Below are 18,602 nucleotides of genomic sequence, written 5' to 3' on the forward strand. Positions count from 1 at the left end.
AACCTTTAATTCCCCATTTGCTATTGTCAAATTCATTAACTTTGAATTAAGCCACACTATCAGTTACTAGATAAATATTCCCCAAACCAATCGCGAATATATTCCAATCGTTTGATTCGGAAGTCTGGTTTTCCACTGCGAGATAATTCATGATTAGAGTCAGGAAAACGAATAAATCTTGTCTCCTTGCCATTCCTCTTTAATGCTATGAATAACTGCTCTCCTTGCTCAATTGGACAGCGATAATCCTGTTCACTATGTAATATTAATAGTGGGGTTTTTATCCGGTTCACATATTTGAGTGGAGAATGGTCCCATAGTTTTTCTATGTTCTTTAAATCAGCTAAGATTTGCCACTCAGTAAAGTAGTAGCCTATGTCACTAACACCATAGAAACTAATCCAATTACAAATCGATCTCTGCGTAACGGCTGCTTTAAAACGATCTGTATGCCCAACAATCCAATTGGTCATGAATCCACCATAACTACCTCCTGTTACTCCAAGTCTCTCTTGGTCAATATACGGATAGGAACGAAGCGCAAAATCCATAGCTGCCATTAAATCCTTATAATCTCCTCCACCATAATCGCCCCGAACAGCGTTGACAAATTCTTGACCATATCCATGACTTCCTCGAGGATTGACATATATCACAGCATAGCCTTCAGCCGTCAGAGTTTGAAATTCATGAAAATAGGTATTTCCATACATTGCATGAGGGCCACCGTGTATTTCGAGAATTGTCGGATATTTTTCTCCTTCTTGATAATCGACAGGTTTCATGATCCAACCATGGACTGTCCAACCATCTTCTCCTTTAAAATCAATCTTCTCAGGACAAGATAATACTCTATTAGCTAAAAACTCTGTATTTATTGTTGTTAGTCTCTCTTTCTTGCCAGTCTGCAAATGAACATAATATAGATCACTTGGCTCAACTGGTCCACTAATACAAGCAAGCGCAGACTCGTTCTTAGGATTAAGGGAAAAGCCATATACATGTTCATTATTATTGAGTGCCGGATATATTTCTCCAAAAACATTACCAAAATAGATCATCGTGTTCCCATGATCCGTTACTTGGAAATAAAAACTTTGACTATCATTCAACCATTGCACTCGCGGCGATACTACACCTTGTAGGAAATCACCCACAATAAAATCGCCAATTGGTGCGTCAAGAGCTTCAGTAAGACAGGTTTTTATTCCTTTCTCTACATCATACATCCATAATTTTGCTTGGGTTGCATTTTCATATTCCCGTTCGCTTCCTATATAAGCTAAATAGTGGCTATTAGGCGACCATGAAGTATGAGAAAAGCCTCCGATTCCCTCTGTTATATTTTTCGTTTGTTTCGTTACCGGTTCTAGTAGAAAGATATCATTTACAAATGAAAAATCAGTGTCTTCCGTTGTATTAGCTGTATAGGATATGTATTTTCCATCCGGTGACCACGTTTCTAAATGACAATCGTATTTTTCGTTTGTTAATTGTTCCAATTTATTTTGTTCCAAATCGAAAACAGCAATCTGAGTAACTAATTCCAGATCAAGGAATCCACCTGAGTCCGATTTATATTTCATTTTATCAACGATAAGTGGTTTCGTATCTTTTGCTTTTTCTTTTTCGGGACACTCCTCAACCGTTTCATTTTGTCTAATTTTTGTTGAAAAAGCTATTTTTTTACCACATGGAGACCAAACCGGAGTTGATGCCCCATTTTTAGAAAAAGTAATTTGTCTTGCCTCACCGCCATTTTTAGACATTATGTAGATCTGTGATTGACCATTTCTGGTGGAAACAAAAGCGATTTGGTTTCCATCGGGGGACCAAACTGGTGATGAAGTTTTCTCTTTACCAAAAGTCCATTGTATCGGTTTCTTTTCGTCTAAATTCATGTAAAAAAGATTGGAAATATAATCATCTGTTTCCTTCTCTATATAGGTCTCAATATAGATCATCTCTTCCCCATTTGGCGATAGTTGGGGATCTGAAACTGTTTTTAGTTCATATAAATCATTTGGTTTGATTCCCTGTTTTCCTGCCATATAATTCACTCCTCCTCATAATAAGTCCCTCTCCCCTATCTTTTGTCATAATTTGCTACTTGTCAAATGATACATCGCTGTGTAAAATAAAAAACAGAACAAATGTTCGTTTTAAGGAGAATGAATTTTATGACGAGAATTCCAATTAACGATTTAGAGATCATTGAGCAAGCTATTTATTTGCCCATTTTACTTACGATTCTACAGCGTGATCTACAATTAGTTGAAAGAACACCATTCAAACTAGGAAACCCCTATATAAACCTTATTGAAGAAACAATCGCAACGATTCAAAGAGATTTATCTAAAGTAAAATATTATATGCAACAACATAAAATTAAAGTTCAGCGTTTAAAATCGGATGATGCCTTTACAATGTATTGCTTTTTTTACAAGGGGTACGAGGAATTACATAACTACTTTAATCCAAAATTGCGGCATAAAACCGAAGAGTTATTAGAGGCATATTTAAAGAAAAAATAGGATTGAGGTTTTGATTCAATTTCAGCAGACATTTAAAGACTTTTTATGTGAAGATTATGAAATAAAAACCTTTAGCCAACAAGTCTATGATTTGGACAACATAACAAACTGATCATTATTAGAAGTATTCAATAAAGTGCATGCTCCTGCGAGAGCTCTCCTTTTCTGCATTCCCGCAGGAACTTATGCTTTAGGAATTCTAAACACAGAAGTATTTCATTAACTCGTCAGAATGTATTTAATTGTCTTAGCTTGGTAAAGCATCTTAAGTATTACTAAAACTTTTCGTCATTTATACGGCCGATATGGTCCTCTATCTTCAGATGCTTTCATAAAATATGATTGCTTTAATAAATTATACATCTCAATTCTTTCAAGGCTTTTCTCATATTCGATCCTAAGCATTGCTGTGCGTGACAATTGCGTTCTAAAAGGTGTTGTGGAAATGGATACTGTATATTCGTGATTATTGCGAAACTTCACGATAGTTAAACTCTTAATATCTGCTTTGCGACAAGCCTTTACATGATCATGGGCAATCCAAGCACAAAATTCATGTTGAGGTGACTTAGTTGGAAATAAATAAATTGGTGTATGTGATTCTAAGAGGATGGGGGCTTTGTGGGTAATAGCAATTAATTGTTTTGTGCCGTTTCTGCGACCTTCGTAATCAGAGCCGTAATATCCACAATTTCTTTTAATAATATTAAGTGGTGACTCTTCAGTATAATAAATCTCTTCAAACTCAATTATTTCTGTTATCCTTTTTTCCTCCTTAATAATTGTTCTAAACATTAAGGTAAAAGGATTAATCAAATACTCTTCGATTAGTTCTTTATTCATACTTCTCCCTCCTATGTATAGTTCTATACTCACAGATCAGTATATCTCAAGTAAAGAAAAAAGTCAAAATAATCAAAAATCAAGGGTGTGAAACTCCATTAGAAAATTCCAATTATTCAATTGATTTTTCCGCCCTTATTCGGTATAATTAAAAAAAGTGTCAGAGGTGATCAGCAATGGAAAAAAGAAAATCTTACCAAGAGCTGCTAAAAGAATATACAATGACACAAAACAAAAACGATACTCAAGAAATGCAATGGTATGTTGAATTTATTCTCAATGATCTTTTACAGCAAAGAAGAGAACGGGAACTTCGAGTAGCCATTGACCATGCACTAGATCGAAATGATCGCAATGCTTTCAAAAATTTATCGAAAGAATTGAAAAAGCTTATTGGATATTAATCCCCTTAACAGGGGATTTTTTATTGTTTAATCCATTATAAGATATTCCAACTTCATAGTGTCTAAGAATTTTTCAAAGAAAAAAGCAGGGAGAAAAAGAGCTTTTATTCTCCCTGCTCTACCTTATTTATTAAGTTCATATTCATCAATCTTTTTTATACGCTCTAGCATAGTTGGATGTCCATAACGGAATATTTTCACCAGATAAGGAGGTTTAACCTGACTAAGCCCAGCCTTTGTTAGGCTCTGGAACGACTCAATTCCCGCCTCTTTATCCTCGGTCATTTCAATCGCATAAGTATCTGCTCTTGATTCTTGATAGCGAGAAACCATGTTCGTGAGTGGACTAGCAGCAAACAATAAAATAGAAGTAATTAAAAGAAAAGCAGGTAATGAACTTAGGTTGCTCATTTTCTTCACTTTCCAATCTTTCCCACGCTTTGCTAACCAACGTTCCATGAGTTTCGCTGTTAGCCATAGTCCCACGAATGATAAGAGAATATATCCGGCAAGCCCGATATAAATATGCTTCTCCACATAATGACCCATTTCATGTGCCATAATAAACAAAATTTCTTCATCACTCAATCGTTCAAGGGTTGTATCCCAAAGAACAATCCGGGAGTTGGAGCCGATTCCATTTACATAAGCATTTAAAGAATTTGTTTTTGTAGACATATCTACTTCATAGACATGTTCGGCTGGAATATTTGCCATATCCGCTAGGTCAAGAATTTTCGCTTCAAGCTCCTTGTCCTTTAATGGATAAAAATCATTATACAATGGATCGATCACGACTGGCTGAATGAACATCATAAAAATGGAGAAAGGAATCATAAGACACCAAGCGGCAAGCCACCAGCGTTTCGGAAATTTTCTTATTAAAAAATACAAAACAGTAATTATAATAAACATCGTTCCATAACTTACCCAAAAATCAATTAGTTTATCTTTCATCCACCCCGGGAAAGTCTGTGTTGAAATCTGGTACGATTTCGATATTGTGAAGGATAGAAAACTTAAAGGGAACATAACAATAAAAGAAGTTATAGATAACCAGAACAAATAAATAGCTGAACGAATTACAAAGAATTTAGACGTATTGTTTGCCCATTTTTCAAATGTTGCCGATACACCCAGAATCAAAATTAAGAAATAAAATAACCATTCATAAGGAGTTGCTAAGAAAAAAAGTAAATTGCGAATTCTAGAATAATCCTCACTAAGCATCAATTCTCGACCATTTAGAAAAGTTGCTGGATCGACCGCAGTTCCGCGCAATGCCTCTGGGATTGAGGTATTCGCAAAGAAAAACAAATAGGCATACATTGCAATTCCAAATATAAGATACAATACAATGGCACGTAAAGCCCATTTACGAATCATAATCTCCCCCCTTGTCCATCTCTTATTATATGTAGAATTTTTTTCTTCATTTAGAACTAGCCAACTTATTTAATTTTAATCCGTTTTTAAATTGATAAGTCTATCTCCTGGTATAAAGGCATTCATACGATTAAAACACCCTAAAAATGAGCATATAAGATAGCATTGGGAACATTGATAAGACTCCCTAAATAAGAATGCAAATTCCATATCACCTATTAAAGTGGTAGCATTCTTGAAGTAGGAGTAACCCTCTCCTTTCCAATTATAGGAGAGTAAAAAAGAAAAGACTCCCAAATCTAATTTGGGAGCCTCTCTTGCATCATAAAAAATAAGAACTAACTGACTAATAAATCAGTTCAATAATCTCATCCTTAGCTACATTACCAAAATAATGTGGAATATCCAAGTGTTCAAGTGCGTGAGAAATTTCAGAGCGTTCATAACGAATATTGGTTAAGGCTTTCTCAACCTCTTCTACATCCCCAACGCCAAAAAAGTCACCAAAAATTTTACACTCGGTAATTTGGCCTTTTTGGACATTTAAACGAAACTCAATAAGACCAACAGGAAAACGATGTGAAAACTGCAAATTAAATTTCGGAGATTTTCCGTAATTCCAATCCCAGTTTTGGTATCGTTCTTTTGAAATTCGTTGAATTTTCTCCCAATCCTTTTCCGTTAATTTGTATTCTGGTACAGGGAAAACATCCTCAAAAATATGACGTAATAATATTTCTCTAAATTCTTTGGTTGATATACTTTCTCCCATAAACTCAGATATATTGGCAACCCTACTGCGAATCGATTTAATTCCTTTTGATTCAATTTTATCTTTTCGCACTTTAAGGGCTGACACTACGTTTTCAATTTCCGAGTCAAACATTAATGTGCCATGACTAAACATTCTGCCACGAGTAGAGAATTGAGCATTTCCTGAGATTTTTCGTTCTCCAACGACTAGATCATTTCTACCTTTCATCTCAGCTTGGACACCTAATTTATTCAATGCTTTAACAACAGGTTCTGTGAACTTTTTAAAATTTAAAAAGCTGTCTCCTTCATCTTTTGTAATAAAACTAAAATTTAAATTCCCAAGATCATGATAGACAGCGCCGCCTCCAGACAAACGTCGAACGACATGAATACCATTTTTCTCTACATAATCCGTATTAATCTCCTCGATCGTATTCTGGTTTTTTCCAATAATTATAGATGGCTCATTAATATAAAATAGTAAATAATCTTGGTTAATATCTAAATGCTTTAATGCATATTCTTCAATCGCTAAATTTATGCGAGGATCTGTGATCCCTTGATTATCAATAAACAGCATGTTGAAACCTCCTAGTTAAATGGTGATAGCAAGTCCTGATGAAGCAAGGATGATATCGCCAGGATAATCCTCCTTAGCCTCAGAAATTAATTGTTCATAATTCCCGAAATGGGGTAAATGCGTAAGTACCAACTTCTTCGCGTTCGCCAAGCGAGCTAATTGTCCCGCCTGATCACTTGTCATATGATTGAAAGCTGCTTCTTTCATATCCTTGTAATAATTAGATTCACATAGGATTAAATCAGCCCCTTTAGCGAATTCCGCTAGTTCAGGAAAGTAAGCTGTATCCGCTGTATAGATAAGTGTTTTTGAACCAGCTTTAATACGCATCGCATAACAAGGTACTGGGTGTACAGTCTCGATAAACTCAATTTGAAATGGACCAATATGTAACAATTGATCACCTTTATAAACCATTCCAGTTGTTAAATTTTTATATGTTAAAGCTGCAAATCCAGCCTGATCCTCTTCGTGCCCGTAGATTGGTAAATTTCTCGAAAACCCCTCCGTGTATTTTGCAATGATTAATGCATGCTGGAGCACACCAATATCGGCTACATGATCTGGATGGTAATGTGAAATAATAACCGCGTCTAATTCAGTTGGTTTTAAATAATATTGCAACTGTGATAATACAGCACTCCCACAATCCACTAAAAGCCTGAAACCTTCATGTTCTAATAAATAACCTGAACTGGCTTCTCCCACTTTTGGAAAGCCGCCCCAATGTCCAATCACTGTTAACTTCATATCTCACACTCCTTCTCACAAAGCATACCCATCAAATTAACTATACTTTATTTCTAATTTTTTTTCATGTTTTGAAGATTTTTATTGACACCCCACTACTGTTATAATACAATTTTAATCAACAACCACAGTATCATAACAAAAGGGAAGGATGATGATTTATGATCCAAAGTATCGTAGAATTCTTTAAAGAGTTACCCCCTAAAAAATGTTCACAATGCGGTGAAAAGATCGACGAACAACATGAATGTTATGGTAATCTATGTGACCAATGCAATTCAATCTAACTGTATATATAGCAAACTAATATAAAAAAGACCTTTCTGCTAATCTCAATTTGCAGAAAGGTCCTTCTTTTTTTATTCGGTGCAACTGTCTAATCGCTTCACTTTATTTCCCCTTTAAAGCTTGATCATTGACAAAGAAACGAATTTCATGATCGTCTGTTGTATTATTGTAGGAATAATTCTTACTCGAAAATGGTGTATAGTCAAATTCGAAATACTCCTCCACCCCATCTGCTGTCTTCCTTTTTTTCTTATAAATATTCATAAATAATTCTCGTTTTTTCTCTTCCTTTAATCGGCCATATGGAAAATTTGAATCATAAGCATATAAACGAATTAAATCGGGATCAAATTCATCGTATTCCATCTTATAAATATTCACAGCATGCCCACCTGAACCTTTATGTAAAGAGGCATACACGATATTTCCATTTGCTAAAGCGTCCTCGACTTGATCTATTATGGTTATATTGGAAGATTCATAAGGTTTAGTCTTATAATTTATCATTTCATTGGCATAAATCCACTGCGTTTCTAACATTTTTACTAATGTGCGATCAGGCTCATCTATTTTACTAGGATCTATGACTATATCATCAATATACGTCTCCTTACCAATATAGGAAATTTGCTCATCTGTAAAACGATAGCCATAGAGATAGCCATCTTCTAAGAATGCGTATTGATCTAATTGGGGTTCTAGATTATAGGAGAGTGATTTATACCCAGCACTACCTAAATACTCTCTTAACCACGATTTAACTGTTTCCGGTTTATAACTTAACTCCTTTTCAATCTCTTCCTGATTAAACACTCGTTCAATTACACGTACAATTCCAGCGCAAATTCCTCCATCCCCAAGCGGCGTTAACATATTACCGAAGCGGAAGGCATTGGCGTTCGATAGAAAACCAGTGTCAATCACTTTAGCAGAATATACTTCTTCCTGATTAAACTCCTCATCAAAAATCCAAGGCATCGAATATTTTTTTACATAATCAGGGGTTCCCATGACAGTTCCATAGTCAAGCAAGGCACGAGCAAGTAAAGTTCCATCCGTCCCATCCAGTGGGGCAAAAATCTTATCCAACAACGCATAAACCCCATCTAAAAACGCCGCGGAAATAGGGCCTATTGTGCCAATCGATAACTCGGTAATTCCATATTCCTCATCTTCATATTTGTCTTCCACAAAATTATCGCTATCACGCCATGCACGCTTAAAAATAAATACTTTATGATCAAAGCCTGCAACAGCACGACTAAATTGAAAACCAGATACCCGGAAATAATAATACTTTTCAATTTTCTCATATGTATTTGGGTCAAGGATAAAGACGGGAAATGAGTCATTGATCGTTGCGAAAATAGCATCATCTTCAACACGCTGTTTTTTTATTTCCACAAAATCCTCTTTATCAAAATCAAAATAAAAAGCTTTTAATTTCTTTTTATTTTTAACTTTCTCTGGAAGTTTCAACTCCACTTCCCCCGTGTAATTAAAGAATTGTACAGGTTCACGAACAGGCTCATAAATCGCTTCTAGCTCATCTTGTTGATATGACTCTATAAATGAATGATATTTTGCATTTAAATCATTTGTATGGATCGCTACATCCAATTTTTCATCTTCAATACTAAATTCCTCAATAGCATCTTTATCCAATGGTTTTGTTGGATCAAGTCCTTCTTTAATTTTAGCCAGATCACTGATTCCATCATCGGCAGTGGAAAACTTCTTCGGGTCTGTATGATAAGTATGAAGCGCATCCCAATCCGATATTCCATTCCCTGAAGTATCCGCGACATATGGATTTAAACCTGCATCCACCTTTTCCTGAATGGTCATTTTTTGGCCACCAATTTTTTCATCACCATGTAACTTAACTGTCATATCAGTGGAAATAGTCGGATCTTCTGGTAGAGCTTTTAAATATTTTTCTAGTTTATAATCTTTGTATTTTTGATAGCCCCAAATCCCCCCAACAATCAAGAGAGAAGAAGCAACAAATACGGTAAATAGGATGAAGATGATTTTTCCGACTACTCGCAAAAACTTCTTCATTACAATACCTCCCTAAAACAATGACTTAATTAATTAGCTGAAATTTTCATTATGCTTACAATCAACGTTCAGTATACGTCATCAATAGATCATAATCGATTGTTTCCAAAAGATTCAGGTGAAAAGAACGATGTTTCCTCTATATTTCTATGGATTAGCATAGGAAAAAAGTTGTATAAATTAGCTTATTTTTTACAATTTCATTCTTGGAATAAACCTGCTTCATCTCCCATATGTTTCTATATAATTTAATAAAGAATGGAGCGATTTGATGACTGAGTCCGGCCCTATCATTACAAGAGAAATGCTTATACGTTTTTATCAGTTAAACCAACAGAAAAAAAGAATAGAAGAACAGCTAGACGAGTTAAAAAATGCATTTAATCATTATTTTGATCTTTCTGTTGGATTTTATGAAAAAGGCGAAATAACAGTAGACAATTATAAATTGCAGAGACAAATTCGGACATTAGAAAAATATGAACAAGAAGAAACAGTGAAAAGATTGGAATGTCTACATCTAAATGAACTAATCCAAAAAAAGCCTGATGATAAAAAAATAAAGTCTGCCATAGATTTAGGATTATTGAGTGAGAGGGAATTGGATGGCTGTAAGAAAGTAAATAAATTAAATATTGTCACAGTAAAATCACTAGAAAATTCACACTGACTTCCCGTAAATAGATTGAGGTTGGGATACAAGTAATATATTTAGCATCAAAGACGAATGATAAATTACCATAGCCCTTCTTTTATTCGTTCTTAAAAATAATTAATAGTTTACATGAACTTCATGTTAAAATAATAAAATAAAAGGTAAAAAACTATTAATAGATTTTTAAAAATTACTTTGTATAAAAGGTGATCTAAATGTGGAAATGGATTTTACTAGTTATTGCCCTATTTGTAACTCTAGCAATTTTCGAAGAAATAATAAATTATATCGTCTTCCGCTTAACTGGTACAAAAAGAGAGAAAAAGAAACTTAAATTAAAGGAAAGAATTCCGCTACTCTCAAAGTCGAAACAGCAGGAGCATGGCTCCTAACTTTTTTGAGTCGCTGTCAAGTTCTACTCACCTGAAATTGTTAACCAATAATAAATTCCTTATTTTATAAAGTAATCCGCTCAACTCTTTGAATAAATTATTGATAATAAATGATAAATTTCTGAACAGATTGTATAAACCCCCAATCTTTTCATATTTTTGACTATAATGGTAATAAGAATATGGATGGGTTGGAGGTTTTTTTATTGAGAAAATTTGGATTAATACTTTTCTTATCTTGTTTATTAGTGATCACAGGTTGCTCAGCGAAAGAAGGACGGCCATTAGAAGATTTCCAATATACAGATCAAGATGGACAAAGCTTTGGGCTTAAAGACCTCGAGGGCAAGGTATGGGTTGCTAATTTATTTTTTACAAATTGCACAACCGTCTGTCCCACTTTGACAGCCAATATGAGTTATATTCAGCAGCAAGCGGAGGAAGCAGGCTTAGATGAAGTGCATTTTGTTTCATTTAGTGTAGATCCAGAAGTGGATACTCCTGAAGATATTAAGAAATATGCAGAATCATTTGCAGCCAATTTCTCAACTTGGCATTTTCTAACTGGATATAGCCAAAAAGAGATTGAAGATTATGCTCTTAACAATTTTAAAGAATGGGTCGTTAAACCAGAGAATGACGACCAAGTCATCCATGGGACGAAATTTTTCCTTATGAACAAAAATGGTGAAGTTATCAGTGATTACCCTGGTGATGTGGATGTTCCTTATAAACAAATACTAAAGGACATTAAATCCGCACTATAATATTAATAGCCAAGCAAAGAACAAGTCCTTGCTTGGCTATTGTTTTCTTAAACTAGGCCTATACAGAAGAAATTACTTTGGATAGAGGGACTACGATCGTAATAATAAGGAGTTATACGCTATAAATTAGAGCGGAAATCACTCAAAATACGCCCGTATCTTCTCAGCAGCAACTTTTCCTTGGGTGATACAGTCCGGTAACCCCAAACCACCACATGAGCTTCCAGTTACGTATACACCAGGCATATCTTTACATAGTGCTTCATGCATCTCATTCATTCGCTGATAATGGCCAACATTATATTGTGGAAAAGCATTCATCCATCTTGTTACGATGGAAAATTTTGGTTTTGCTGTGATGTTTAAAGTTTTCTTTAAATCCTCTAAAACCATTTCCTCAATTTCTGTATCTGATAAGTCAACAACAGTTTCTTCCCCTATACGTCCTACATAGCAACGCAGTAAGGCCATTCCTTTAGGAGCGGTATGCGGCCATTTCTTATGTGTCCACGTGCAGGCCGTTATTGTATAATCACTATGCCGAGATACTACAAAGCCAACGCCATCTGCTAGATTAATAGCATCCTCATTAAATGCAGTAACAACAGTAGCTACTGTTGTTGCAGGCATATCTTTATAGTCCTTCAAATAGTTTTTATCTAACATTAATTCCGCCATCATTGGATGTGGAAGTGCGAGAATTACTCCATCTGCTTGTAGCGATTCATCATCATTTAAGTTCAGTTCATAATGTCCATCTTTTCCCTTTTTTAAATCTTTCACTGAAACGCCCTTTTGAATCGTCACATCCTTAAGTTGTGTTTCGATTGCATCAACCAATGACTGCAAACCATTTTTAAGCGTCAGAAAAACACCTTGGTTCTTACTTGTTAAGGTAGTTTTAGAAGCTGTTTTAGACATTTTCTTTAATCCTCGAATTAAGCTTCCATGTTCCTGCTCAGCTTTATAAAATTGCGGAAAGGTAGAAAGAAGACTTAACTGATCAATATCACCAATATAAATGCCTGATAATAGAGGTTCCACTAAGTTCTCCGCAACCTCATCACCTAGTCTTCTTCTAATAAAACTCCCAATTGATTGATCACCTTCCACTCTAGATCGTGGCAAAATATAATCACAGGCCGCTCTGACTTTCCCTTGTACCGAAAAAAGACCCGTTTTCAAAAACGGACCAAATTTCGTGGGAATTCCCATAACAGCTCCAAGAGGCATAGCATGCATCTGATCTTTCACAACGATATGGGTCTTCCCCGCAGTATTCCTTACAAGGTCATGTTCTAAACCAACATCCTGCACTAGTTGCTTAGCATTTGACTTCCGTTCCAGAAAGGAATCAGGGCCTTTTTCAATGACAAAACCATCTTTATATTCTGTCTGTATCTTACCGCCTAACCTATGATTTGCTTCAATAAGTGTCAATTCAATCGGCAATTGATATTGATTAATCGCTCTATTCAAATAAAAAGCGGAAGTTAAACCGGTGATCCCTCCACCGACTATAACCACCTTTTTCTTTTTTTGATTCATAAAACAATCGCCTACTTTATCAGTACGTGTTCAAAAAGGACCAAATGACTTCAACGTTTGCACAGGCCATCGCTATATTTAGTCGAAGTCCCTTCATCTCACAATGTCATTTTTGCCAAAAACTGCAGAACACAGATTAGATCACAAAGGCTTTTGACAGAATGTCGCAAAACTTATCTTTGGTCCTTACCTTTTGAACTTTCTCTTATTTTTTTCCAAGATGCTTAAGAACAACGGTAGACAATACATCAATAAATTCAGGTTGGGCATCTGGCATAGCGGGACGATAATAAGCAGCCCCAACTTCATCTGTTACCACTTTACATTCCACATCATTATCATATAAAACTTCCAAATGAGTAGAGACAAAGCCAACTGGAATATAAACAAATGCTTTATATCCTTTGTTTTCAAAAAGTTCTCGTGTTAAATCTTGTACATCAGGTCCTAACCATGGATCTGGTGTATTTCCTTCACTTTGCCAGCCGACATGATAGGCTGTTACACCTGCTGCTTCTGCTATCAATTTTGCCGTTTCTTTTAGCTGCTCTGGATAAGGATCACCAAATTCCAATATTTTTTCAGGTAGGCTATGAGCTGAAACAATTAAGCATGCTGCTGCTCGTTCATCCTCACTCATATCTGTGTAGATTTCTTTTACTTCATTGGCCCAAAATTGAATGAATTTAGGTTCAGCATACCAACTCTCAATGGATGTAATTTTTGGCCCTCCACATTTTGCCGCCGCTTCTTTTGCCCGTTGATTATAAGATTCAACACTAAAAGTAGAAAAATGAGGCGCAAGAACAATGGAAACAGCTTCTTCTATTCCCTCTTCATGCATTTTCTCAACAGTATCTTCTATAAAAGGTTCAATATGTTTTAAACCGATATAAGCTTTAAATTCAATTTCATCTTGAATTTCATTTAAATGATCTTGCAAACCATAGGCTTGTTGCTCCGTAATTTTAGCTAATGGTGAGATCCCGCCAATTGCTTGATAACGGCTTTGTAAATCTTCTAGTGCTTCTTTTGAGGGAGCACGACCATGCCGAATATGTGTATAGTACCGTTCAATATCATCCTCATGGTATGGAGTCCCATACGCCATTACTAATAAACCCATTTTTTTCTTACTCATTTCCTTCACTCCTCGTTCATTGAAACTAAATTTACTTTTTACTATATTCATGAATAAAATTCGTTAATTTCTTTAAAACATCGGGATTTACTTCTGGGAAAACACCGTGCCCAAGATTAAAAATAAAACCAGGTTGTTGCATCCCTTGATCTAAGATTTCCTTCGCTTTTGCTTCAATTGTAGGCCAATCAGCAATTAATACAGCTGGATCAAGATTTCCTTGTACAGCTTTGGTGACTCCCAGTTTTCGAGCTTCTGTGATCGGTAATCTCCAATCTAACCCCACGACATCAAGCGGCAAATCATTCCATTCCAATACTAGATGGCTAGCACCTACACCGTGTAGAATCATCGGTACATTTACCTCTTTCATTGCTGTAAAGATTTTCTCCATTGTTGGTTTGATATAGATTTGATAATCTGCCCGGCTCAATGCCCCAACCCATGAATCAAAAATCTGTAGAGCACTTGCTCCAGCCTGTACTTGTGCTTTTAAATAGCGAATAGTCATATTAGCAAGCTTGTCCATTAAAAGGAACCAAGCAACAGGTTCAGCATACATAAATGCTTTTGTTTTGTGATAATTTTTCGAAGGTCCCCCTTCAATCATATAACTAGCCAAAGTAAATGGTGCACCTGCAAACCCAATTAAAGGAACGGTTAACTGCTCTTCCGTTAAAAGCTTAATCGTTTCTAAAACATAGGGAATATCCTGTTCAGGATCAATTTCTCCAAGTTTTTCAACATCTGCTTTTGAACGGATCGGCTGATCAATAACAGGGCCAATTCCACTTTTTATTTCAACATCGACTCCTAATGCCGGAAGTGGGGTCATAATATCTTTATAAAGAATGGCTGCATCAACATTGTACATATCAACTGGAAGTTTTGTTACATATGCACATAGCTCTGGTTGATGAGTAATTTCAAATAAGGAATATTTTTCTTTTAATTTACGGTACTCAGCCTGTGATCGACCAGCTTGGCGCATATACCAAACAGGTACATGTTCCGTTTCTTCTCCTCTTGCTGCCCGCAAAAATGTATCATTTGTTATTTTTGTCATGGAAGTTTAATTCCGCCTTTCGCAAACATGCTATAATTTACTTAGAAATGCGTGTTCAAAAAGGAGGATAAAAAGGACCAAGAAGTTCGAGGCGGCGCAGTTTCGAGCAGCGGAATGTATGCTTTTAAATACATGAGCAGCGGAAAAACAAGCCAACGAAGAAATTCTAAGTGTCATTTTTACCGGACTTTTTGAACTTCCTTTAGAATTATTATTAAGTGATTATCTTTACTATATTACTTTTAGTAAGCAAAGTATAGCAACTAGTACCCCTTGTCATAAATTTGTTCTATTTAATTGTTACTTTTATTCATATTTTGTCCATATTGCGGAAGACTTAAAACCGGGAAGTTATGAAGCGATAAAGATTCCGTTTCAAATTCACCAACAATGGGTAAAAATACAACAAGCTTATGATCCTTTTGATGAATATGACAGATGGAGTGATAGAATGTATATGTATATAACAGCCGGAACGTATTCCTATCTAAAAAAATTGGAGGAACAGCATCCTTCTGAAAAAATGATGCTTATGCAAAACATCCGAACAGTAGAGCTTTGGCATGAAACAGATAAAAATACTCTCTTCCAATCACCACGAAAATATGAAACGATAGATACACTTGGTCATTTTGCAAGCGAAGGGTTTATAGCATGCCATTATGTACCTGTAAGAGATGAAAATAGACCATTATTTGAATATAATTTTGAAAATAAGCTATCGCTTATTGAAAAAGAAGAGGGATTATTAGCTGGGCGGATATTACGTCCATTATCAAGTGAAGTATATATAATCATGACAATGTGGCAAAGTGAAAGAAACTATGTACGCTGGGAAAAGTCTTCCACTTTCACCAAATTTCAAATTCACCATCACCTCGGGAATATTTTCTCTAATACCCCGCATACGTATACGTTTACAGTTTCTGAAGAAGAATTAGAAGAGGATTCATTTAACCCGGAGAGCTCTTAATCTTCCGGGTTAGTCATTACAATTCAAATTTTTTTAGTAAAGGAACACCAATTCGATTAAGTAAAAAAGCTAATGTTTTCCAAGCGATTCTTCTGCCGATTGGTAGGTGCGAAACAATTATAGAGGAATATTCTACTTCATTAACGGCTCCGCGGTTTCGTTTGAAATTTCCCGCTCCAGCACTTCTATGTAATAATAGCCCTGTTTGTAACGATTGTTCAGTTTGGATCATCGAACATAAACGATAGAGTCCCACTTTTCTCGACATGGTTGTATCATATCCAAGGAGAGGTGTCGTCATAACACCATTACAAGTGATAAAGCCAACTACCCCATCGATTCTGTTTCCTTTTTTCAACATTCTGAAACCAAGCAGGTGTCTTTCATAGGCATTCTGTAAATATTTCAATGTAAACTGTGGATTGAAATAAGAGTATTTTTTTAAATATAATTGATTATATAGTTCAAGCACGCGTTCCATCTCAATAGGGCTTACTTTATCATCTACCCAATACCCACTCTTTTGCAAAAAACGTTGGTCACGGCGAATCGTTTTTCGTTTCTTTTTCGAGATTTGACTAAATTTTTCTGGATAAAATAAGTAAATCGAACGACTAGGAACAAAAATTGCCTGCTGTTCGTGTAAACTACTTATAAGACGAGGGTGTAAAGAACTGGCTAGTGACCGGAACATAATTGTCTCCTGTGGAAACCTTTTTTGTAGGAAAAGAGTCATCTCCTTTACTTGCTGCTCCGTAATCATCTCATATAAGTTTGTTGATAATAACCAATTATTCACCATTACAACTTTATCAATCTTTCCCCATTTTAAAAAGAGACCCAGACATTGAAGAACACTTTTTAAACAATGCTCTAAAAGAGGCTGTTGCAATTCCCGTAACTCTTCTATTGCATAGCTTACATAATGCGAAAAAGGAGAAACAACATAACTATTAAATGGATTTCCATTTGTTTTTGTAAGGGGAAGTAGTAAATCATCCACAGCGAGAAGATAGAATTCTACATCAACATTTTTAATATAGACCTGAGCACCATGCTCCATCATTTCCTCAAAATAACCACTAACCTCAGCGCCATTCCGATATTGGGACCACTGAATTTTAGCAAGATCCACCTTTTGAAATAACTCCATCACCATTGTATTCTACTTTCCACACGGCGTAATTTTCGCACACCTGGTTGAAAATCATAATCTTGAAATGCCAAATACGGCGTTTTTATATCTTGGCCAAGAAAAAACTCTGTGAGCGCGGAACGCACCTTATCTTCTTCCTGTTTTTGCTTCCACTTTATTTGAATTTCTATTTGATCTATCGTTGTTTGGATGACTCGATATTCTTCAATTTCATTGGAGGCTGAAATGATCGTACGGCGAATAAAATCCGGAAAGAGTGGTACCCTCTTTTCTCCTCTTTGAAAATAAAAAATATCATCACTTCTACCTTCAATTTTTTCAATGGCTAACATTGGTGACCCACATGGACAAGGCGAGGTCCTCTCAGTTAAAATATCATTTAGTCGATAACGGAGAATCGGCTGAGCTTTTCTTGAAAAATCCGTAATAATCGGAATGAACTTATGGTCATCTAAATATTCTTTTTCCATAATTAAAAGCTCTTCATTAATATGAATCGTTCCATGCTCACAAGTGCAACCCAAAAAGCCTTCTGTACATTGATATACTTGATGTACTTTTTGTTCAAACGTTTCCTGGATAAACTGTTCATCCATAGGATCTAAAACTTCCGCAACCGAGAGAATTTTCAGAGGTGATATTTGCAATTCACCTTCTCGAAGAGACTTCGCTAAAAAGCGCAACATGGACGGTGGTGCTACTAGAATAGTAGGTTGTAATCGATTCAGCCGCTCTACATGTTCTGTAAATGAATCCAACAAATCAAAGAAAGCAAAGGCAATCCTATTTGATTGTGTTGTCGTATATAAATTACTATTAGCTCTTAGGAAAAAAGCGATTTTTTGCCTGTGCCAAATATTTGCTGGCAATAATTTTGCTAGAATAACACCAGCCCACCGTTTACGTTCGGTAGGAGAAACGATAAATAACCCACGATTTCCAGATGTTCCCGAGGATAAGCCAATCGTCACTCCATTTATTGTTGGCGAAAAATCACGATTCTGTTCTGCTTTTAAAGCTACTGAAAAAGCTTCTTCTCTCTCCATACCAACTGTATTAAGCGAAGTAAAATGTTCCATCATCACGGTTTTCTCGATCATAGGTAAATGACGCCAATTGTTTATTTCTGTTTCATCGGTAACTTGATAATAATCACGGTAAAAAGGAGAATGCTTTAATACAAATTGCAAATGTTCTTGAACTTGCTTTTCTTGATATTGTTCAAGTTTTTCTCTTGTACGAAATTGGCGAAAAAACTTCTGATGTATATATTCTTTTAAAATTGATAGTATGTCCATT

The 18,602-nt window shown here is 35.6% G+C and carries 18 protein-coding genes; 7 read left to right on the forward strand and 11 right to left on the reverse strand.

What is annotated here, in order from left to right; genetic code table 11:
• Positions 1–59: 59 nt before the first annotated feature.
• Positions 60–2,051, reverse strand: coding sequence for a S9 family peptidase (locus J2Z23_RS13030; protein WP_057981542.1), 1,992 nt, complete (start codon positions 2,049–2,051; stop codon positions 60–62).
• Positions 2,052–2,180: 129 nt separating this feature from the next.
• Here J2Z23_RS13030 and J2Z23_RS13035 point away from each other — a divergent pair, with 129 nt between their 5' ends.
• A complete protein-coding gene (locus J2Z23_RS13035) occupies positions 2,181–2,534 on the forward strand; it encodes a YhjD family protein (RefSeq protein ID WP_057981541.1) in 354 nt (117 codons plus the stop codon).
• A gap of 288 nt (positions 2,535–2,822) precedes the next feature.
• Here J2Z23_RS13035 and J2Z23_RS13040 read toward each other — a convergent pair whose 3' ends face one another.
• The gene (locus J2Z23_RS13040) at positions 2,823–3,377 is read right to left on the reverse strand and encodes a competence protein ComK (RefSeq protein WP_057981540.1); all 555 of its coding nucleotides are present in this window, start codon (positions 3,375–3,377) and stop codon (positions 2,823–2,825) included.
• A gap of 176 nt (positions 3,378–3,553) precedes the next feature.
• Between J2Z23_RS13040 and J2Z23_RS13045 the strand changes: the two genes are divergently transcribed.
• Entirely contained in the window at positions 3,554–3,781 is a 228-nt protein-coding gene (locus J2Z23_RS13045) for an IDEAL domain-containing protein (RefSeq protein ID WP_057981539.1), read from the forward strand.
• Between the two features lie 123 nt (positions 3,782–3,904).
• Here J2Z23_RS13045 and J2Z23_RS13050 read toward each other — a convergent pair whose 3' ends face one another.
• From J2Z23_RS13050 to J2Z23_RS13060, 3 genes are all read right to left on the reverse strand, one after another.
• Positions 3,905–5,167 carry a M48 family metallopeptidase gene (locus tag J2Z23_RS13050; RefSeq protein ID WP_209974160.1) on the reverse strand — a complete coding sequence of 421 codons (1,263 nt, stop codon included), beginning with the start codon at positions 5,165–5,167 and terminating at the stop codon, positions 3,905–3,907.
• Positions 5,168–5,513: 346 nt separating this feature from the next.
• On the reverse strand, positions 5,514–6,503 hold the full coding sequence (locus J2Z23_RS13055; protein WP_057981537.1) for a lipoate--protein ligase: 990 nt from the start codon (positions 6,501–6,503) through the stop codon (positions 5,514–5,516).
• A 15-nt stretch (positions 6,504–6,518) separates the two neighbouring features.
• Complete coding sequence (locus J2Z23_RS13060) at positions 6,519–7,253, reverse strand: MBL fold metallo-hydrolase (protein ID WP_057981536.1); 735 nt, start codon at positions 7,251–7,253, stop codon at positions 6,519–6,521.
• 161 nt (positions 7,254–7,414) lie between these two features.
• Here J2Z23_RS13060 and yhfH point away from each other — a divergent pair, with 161 nt between their 5' ends.
• The gene (yhfH, locus tag J2Z23_RS13065; protein ID WP_082881445.1) at positions 7,415–7,540 is read left to right on the forward strand and encodes a protein YhfH; all 126 of its coding nucleotides are present in this window, start codon (positions 7,415–7,417) and stop codon (positions 7,538–7,540) included.
• A gap of 103 nt (positions 7,541–7,643) precedes the next feature.
• Here yhfH and J2Z23_RS13070 read toward each other — a convergent pair whose 3' ends face one another.
• Positions 7,644–9,605: a hypothetical protein gene (locus J2Z23_RS13070; protein ID WP_209974162.1), complete on the reverse strand. Its 1,962-nt coding sequence runs from the start codon at positions 9,603–9,605 to the stop codon at positions 7,644–7,646.
• Between the two features lie 271 nt (positions 9,606–9,876).
• On the opposite strand from J2Z23_RS13070, the gene J2Z23_RS13075 reads away from it, so the two are divergent.
• From J2Z23_RS13075 to J2Z23_RS13085, 3 genes are all read left to right on the forward strand, one after another.
• Positions 9,877–10,275: a hypothetical protein gene (locus tag J2Z23_RS13075; RefSeq protein WP_174517052.1), complete on the forward strand. Its 399-nt coding sequence runs from the start codon at positions 9,877–9,879 to the stop codon at positions 10,273–10,275.
• A 200-nt stretch (positions 10,276–10,475) separates the two neighbouring features.
• Complete coding sequence (locus J2Z23_RS13080; protein WP_165589551.1) at positions 10,476–10,652, forward strand: hypothetical protein; 177 nt, start codon at positions 10,476–10,478, stop codon at positions 10,650–10,652.
• A 206-nt stretch (positions 10,653–10,858) separates the two neighbouring features.
• Positions 10,859–11,419, forward strand: a complete 561-nt coding sequence (locus J2Z23_RS13085; RefSeq protein ID WP_238456211.1) for an SCO family protein — start codon at positions 10,859–10,861, stop codon at positions 11,417–11,419.
• Positions 11,420–11,557: 138 nt separating this feature from the next.
• On the opposite strand, the gene hemY is transcribed toward J2Z23_RS13085, so the two are convergent.
• The 3 genes from hemY to hemE all read right to left on the reverse strand — a co-directional run bounded on the left by hemY (position 11,558) and on the right by hemE (position 15,174).
• Positions 11,558–12,967, reverse strand: coding sequence for a protoporphyrinogen oxidase (gene hemY, locus J2Z23_RS13090; protein ID WP_209974164.1), 1,410 nt, complete (start codon positions 12,965–12,967; stop codon positions 11,558–11,560).
• A 205-nt stretch (positions 12,968–13,172) separates the two neighbouring features.
• Positions 13,173–14,108, reverse strand: coding sequence for a ferrochelatase (hemH, locus tag J2Z23_RS13095; RefSeq protein WP_057981532.1), 936 nt, complete (start codon positions 14,106–14,108; stop codon positions 13,173–13,175).
• Positions 14,109–14,139: 31 nt separating this feature from the next.
• A complete protein-coding gene (gene hemE, locus J2Z23_RS13100) occupies positions 14,140–15,174 on the reverse strand; it encodes a uroporphyrinogen decarboxylase (protein ID WP_057994242.1) in 1,035 nt (344 codons plus the stop codon).
• Positions 15,175–15,625: 451 nt separating this feature from the next.
• On the opposite strand from hemE, the gene J2Z23_RS13105 reads away from it, so the two are divergent.
• A complete protein-coding gene (locus J2Z23_RS13105) occupies positions 15,626–16,147 on the forward strand; it encodes an antibiotic biosynthesis monooxygenase family protein (RefSeq protein WP_057994241.1) in 522 nt (173 codons plus the stop codon).
• A gap of 16 nt (positions 16,148–16,163) precedes the next feature.
• On the opposite strand, the gene J2Z23_RS13110 is transcribed toward J2Z23_RS13105, so the two are convergent.
• Entirely contained in the window at positions 16,164–17,300 is a 1,137-nt protein-coding gene (locus J2Z23_RS13110) for a GNAT family N-acetyltransferase (protein ID WP_209974166.1), read from the reverse strand.
• The gene (locus J2Z23_RS13115; RefSeq protein WP_209974168.1) at positions 17,300–18,601 is read right to left on the reverse strand and encodes a F390 synthetase-related protein; all 1,302 of its coding nucleotides are present in this window, start codon (positions 18,599–18,601) and stop codon (positions 17,300–17,302) included. The genes J2Z23_RS13110 and J2Z23_RS13115 overlap by 1 nt, the downstream gene beginning before the upstream one ends.
• Position 18,602 lies beyond the last annotated feature (1 nt).

Source organism: Lederbergia galactosidilytica (assembly GCF_017873565.1).
Taxonomy (GTDB): domain Bacteria; phylum Bacillota; class Bacilli; order Bacillales; family Bacillaceae_C; genus Lederbergia; species Lederbergia galactosidilytica.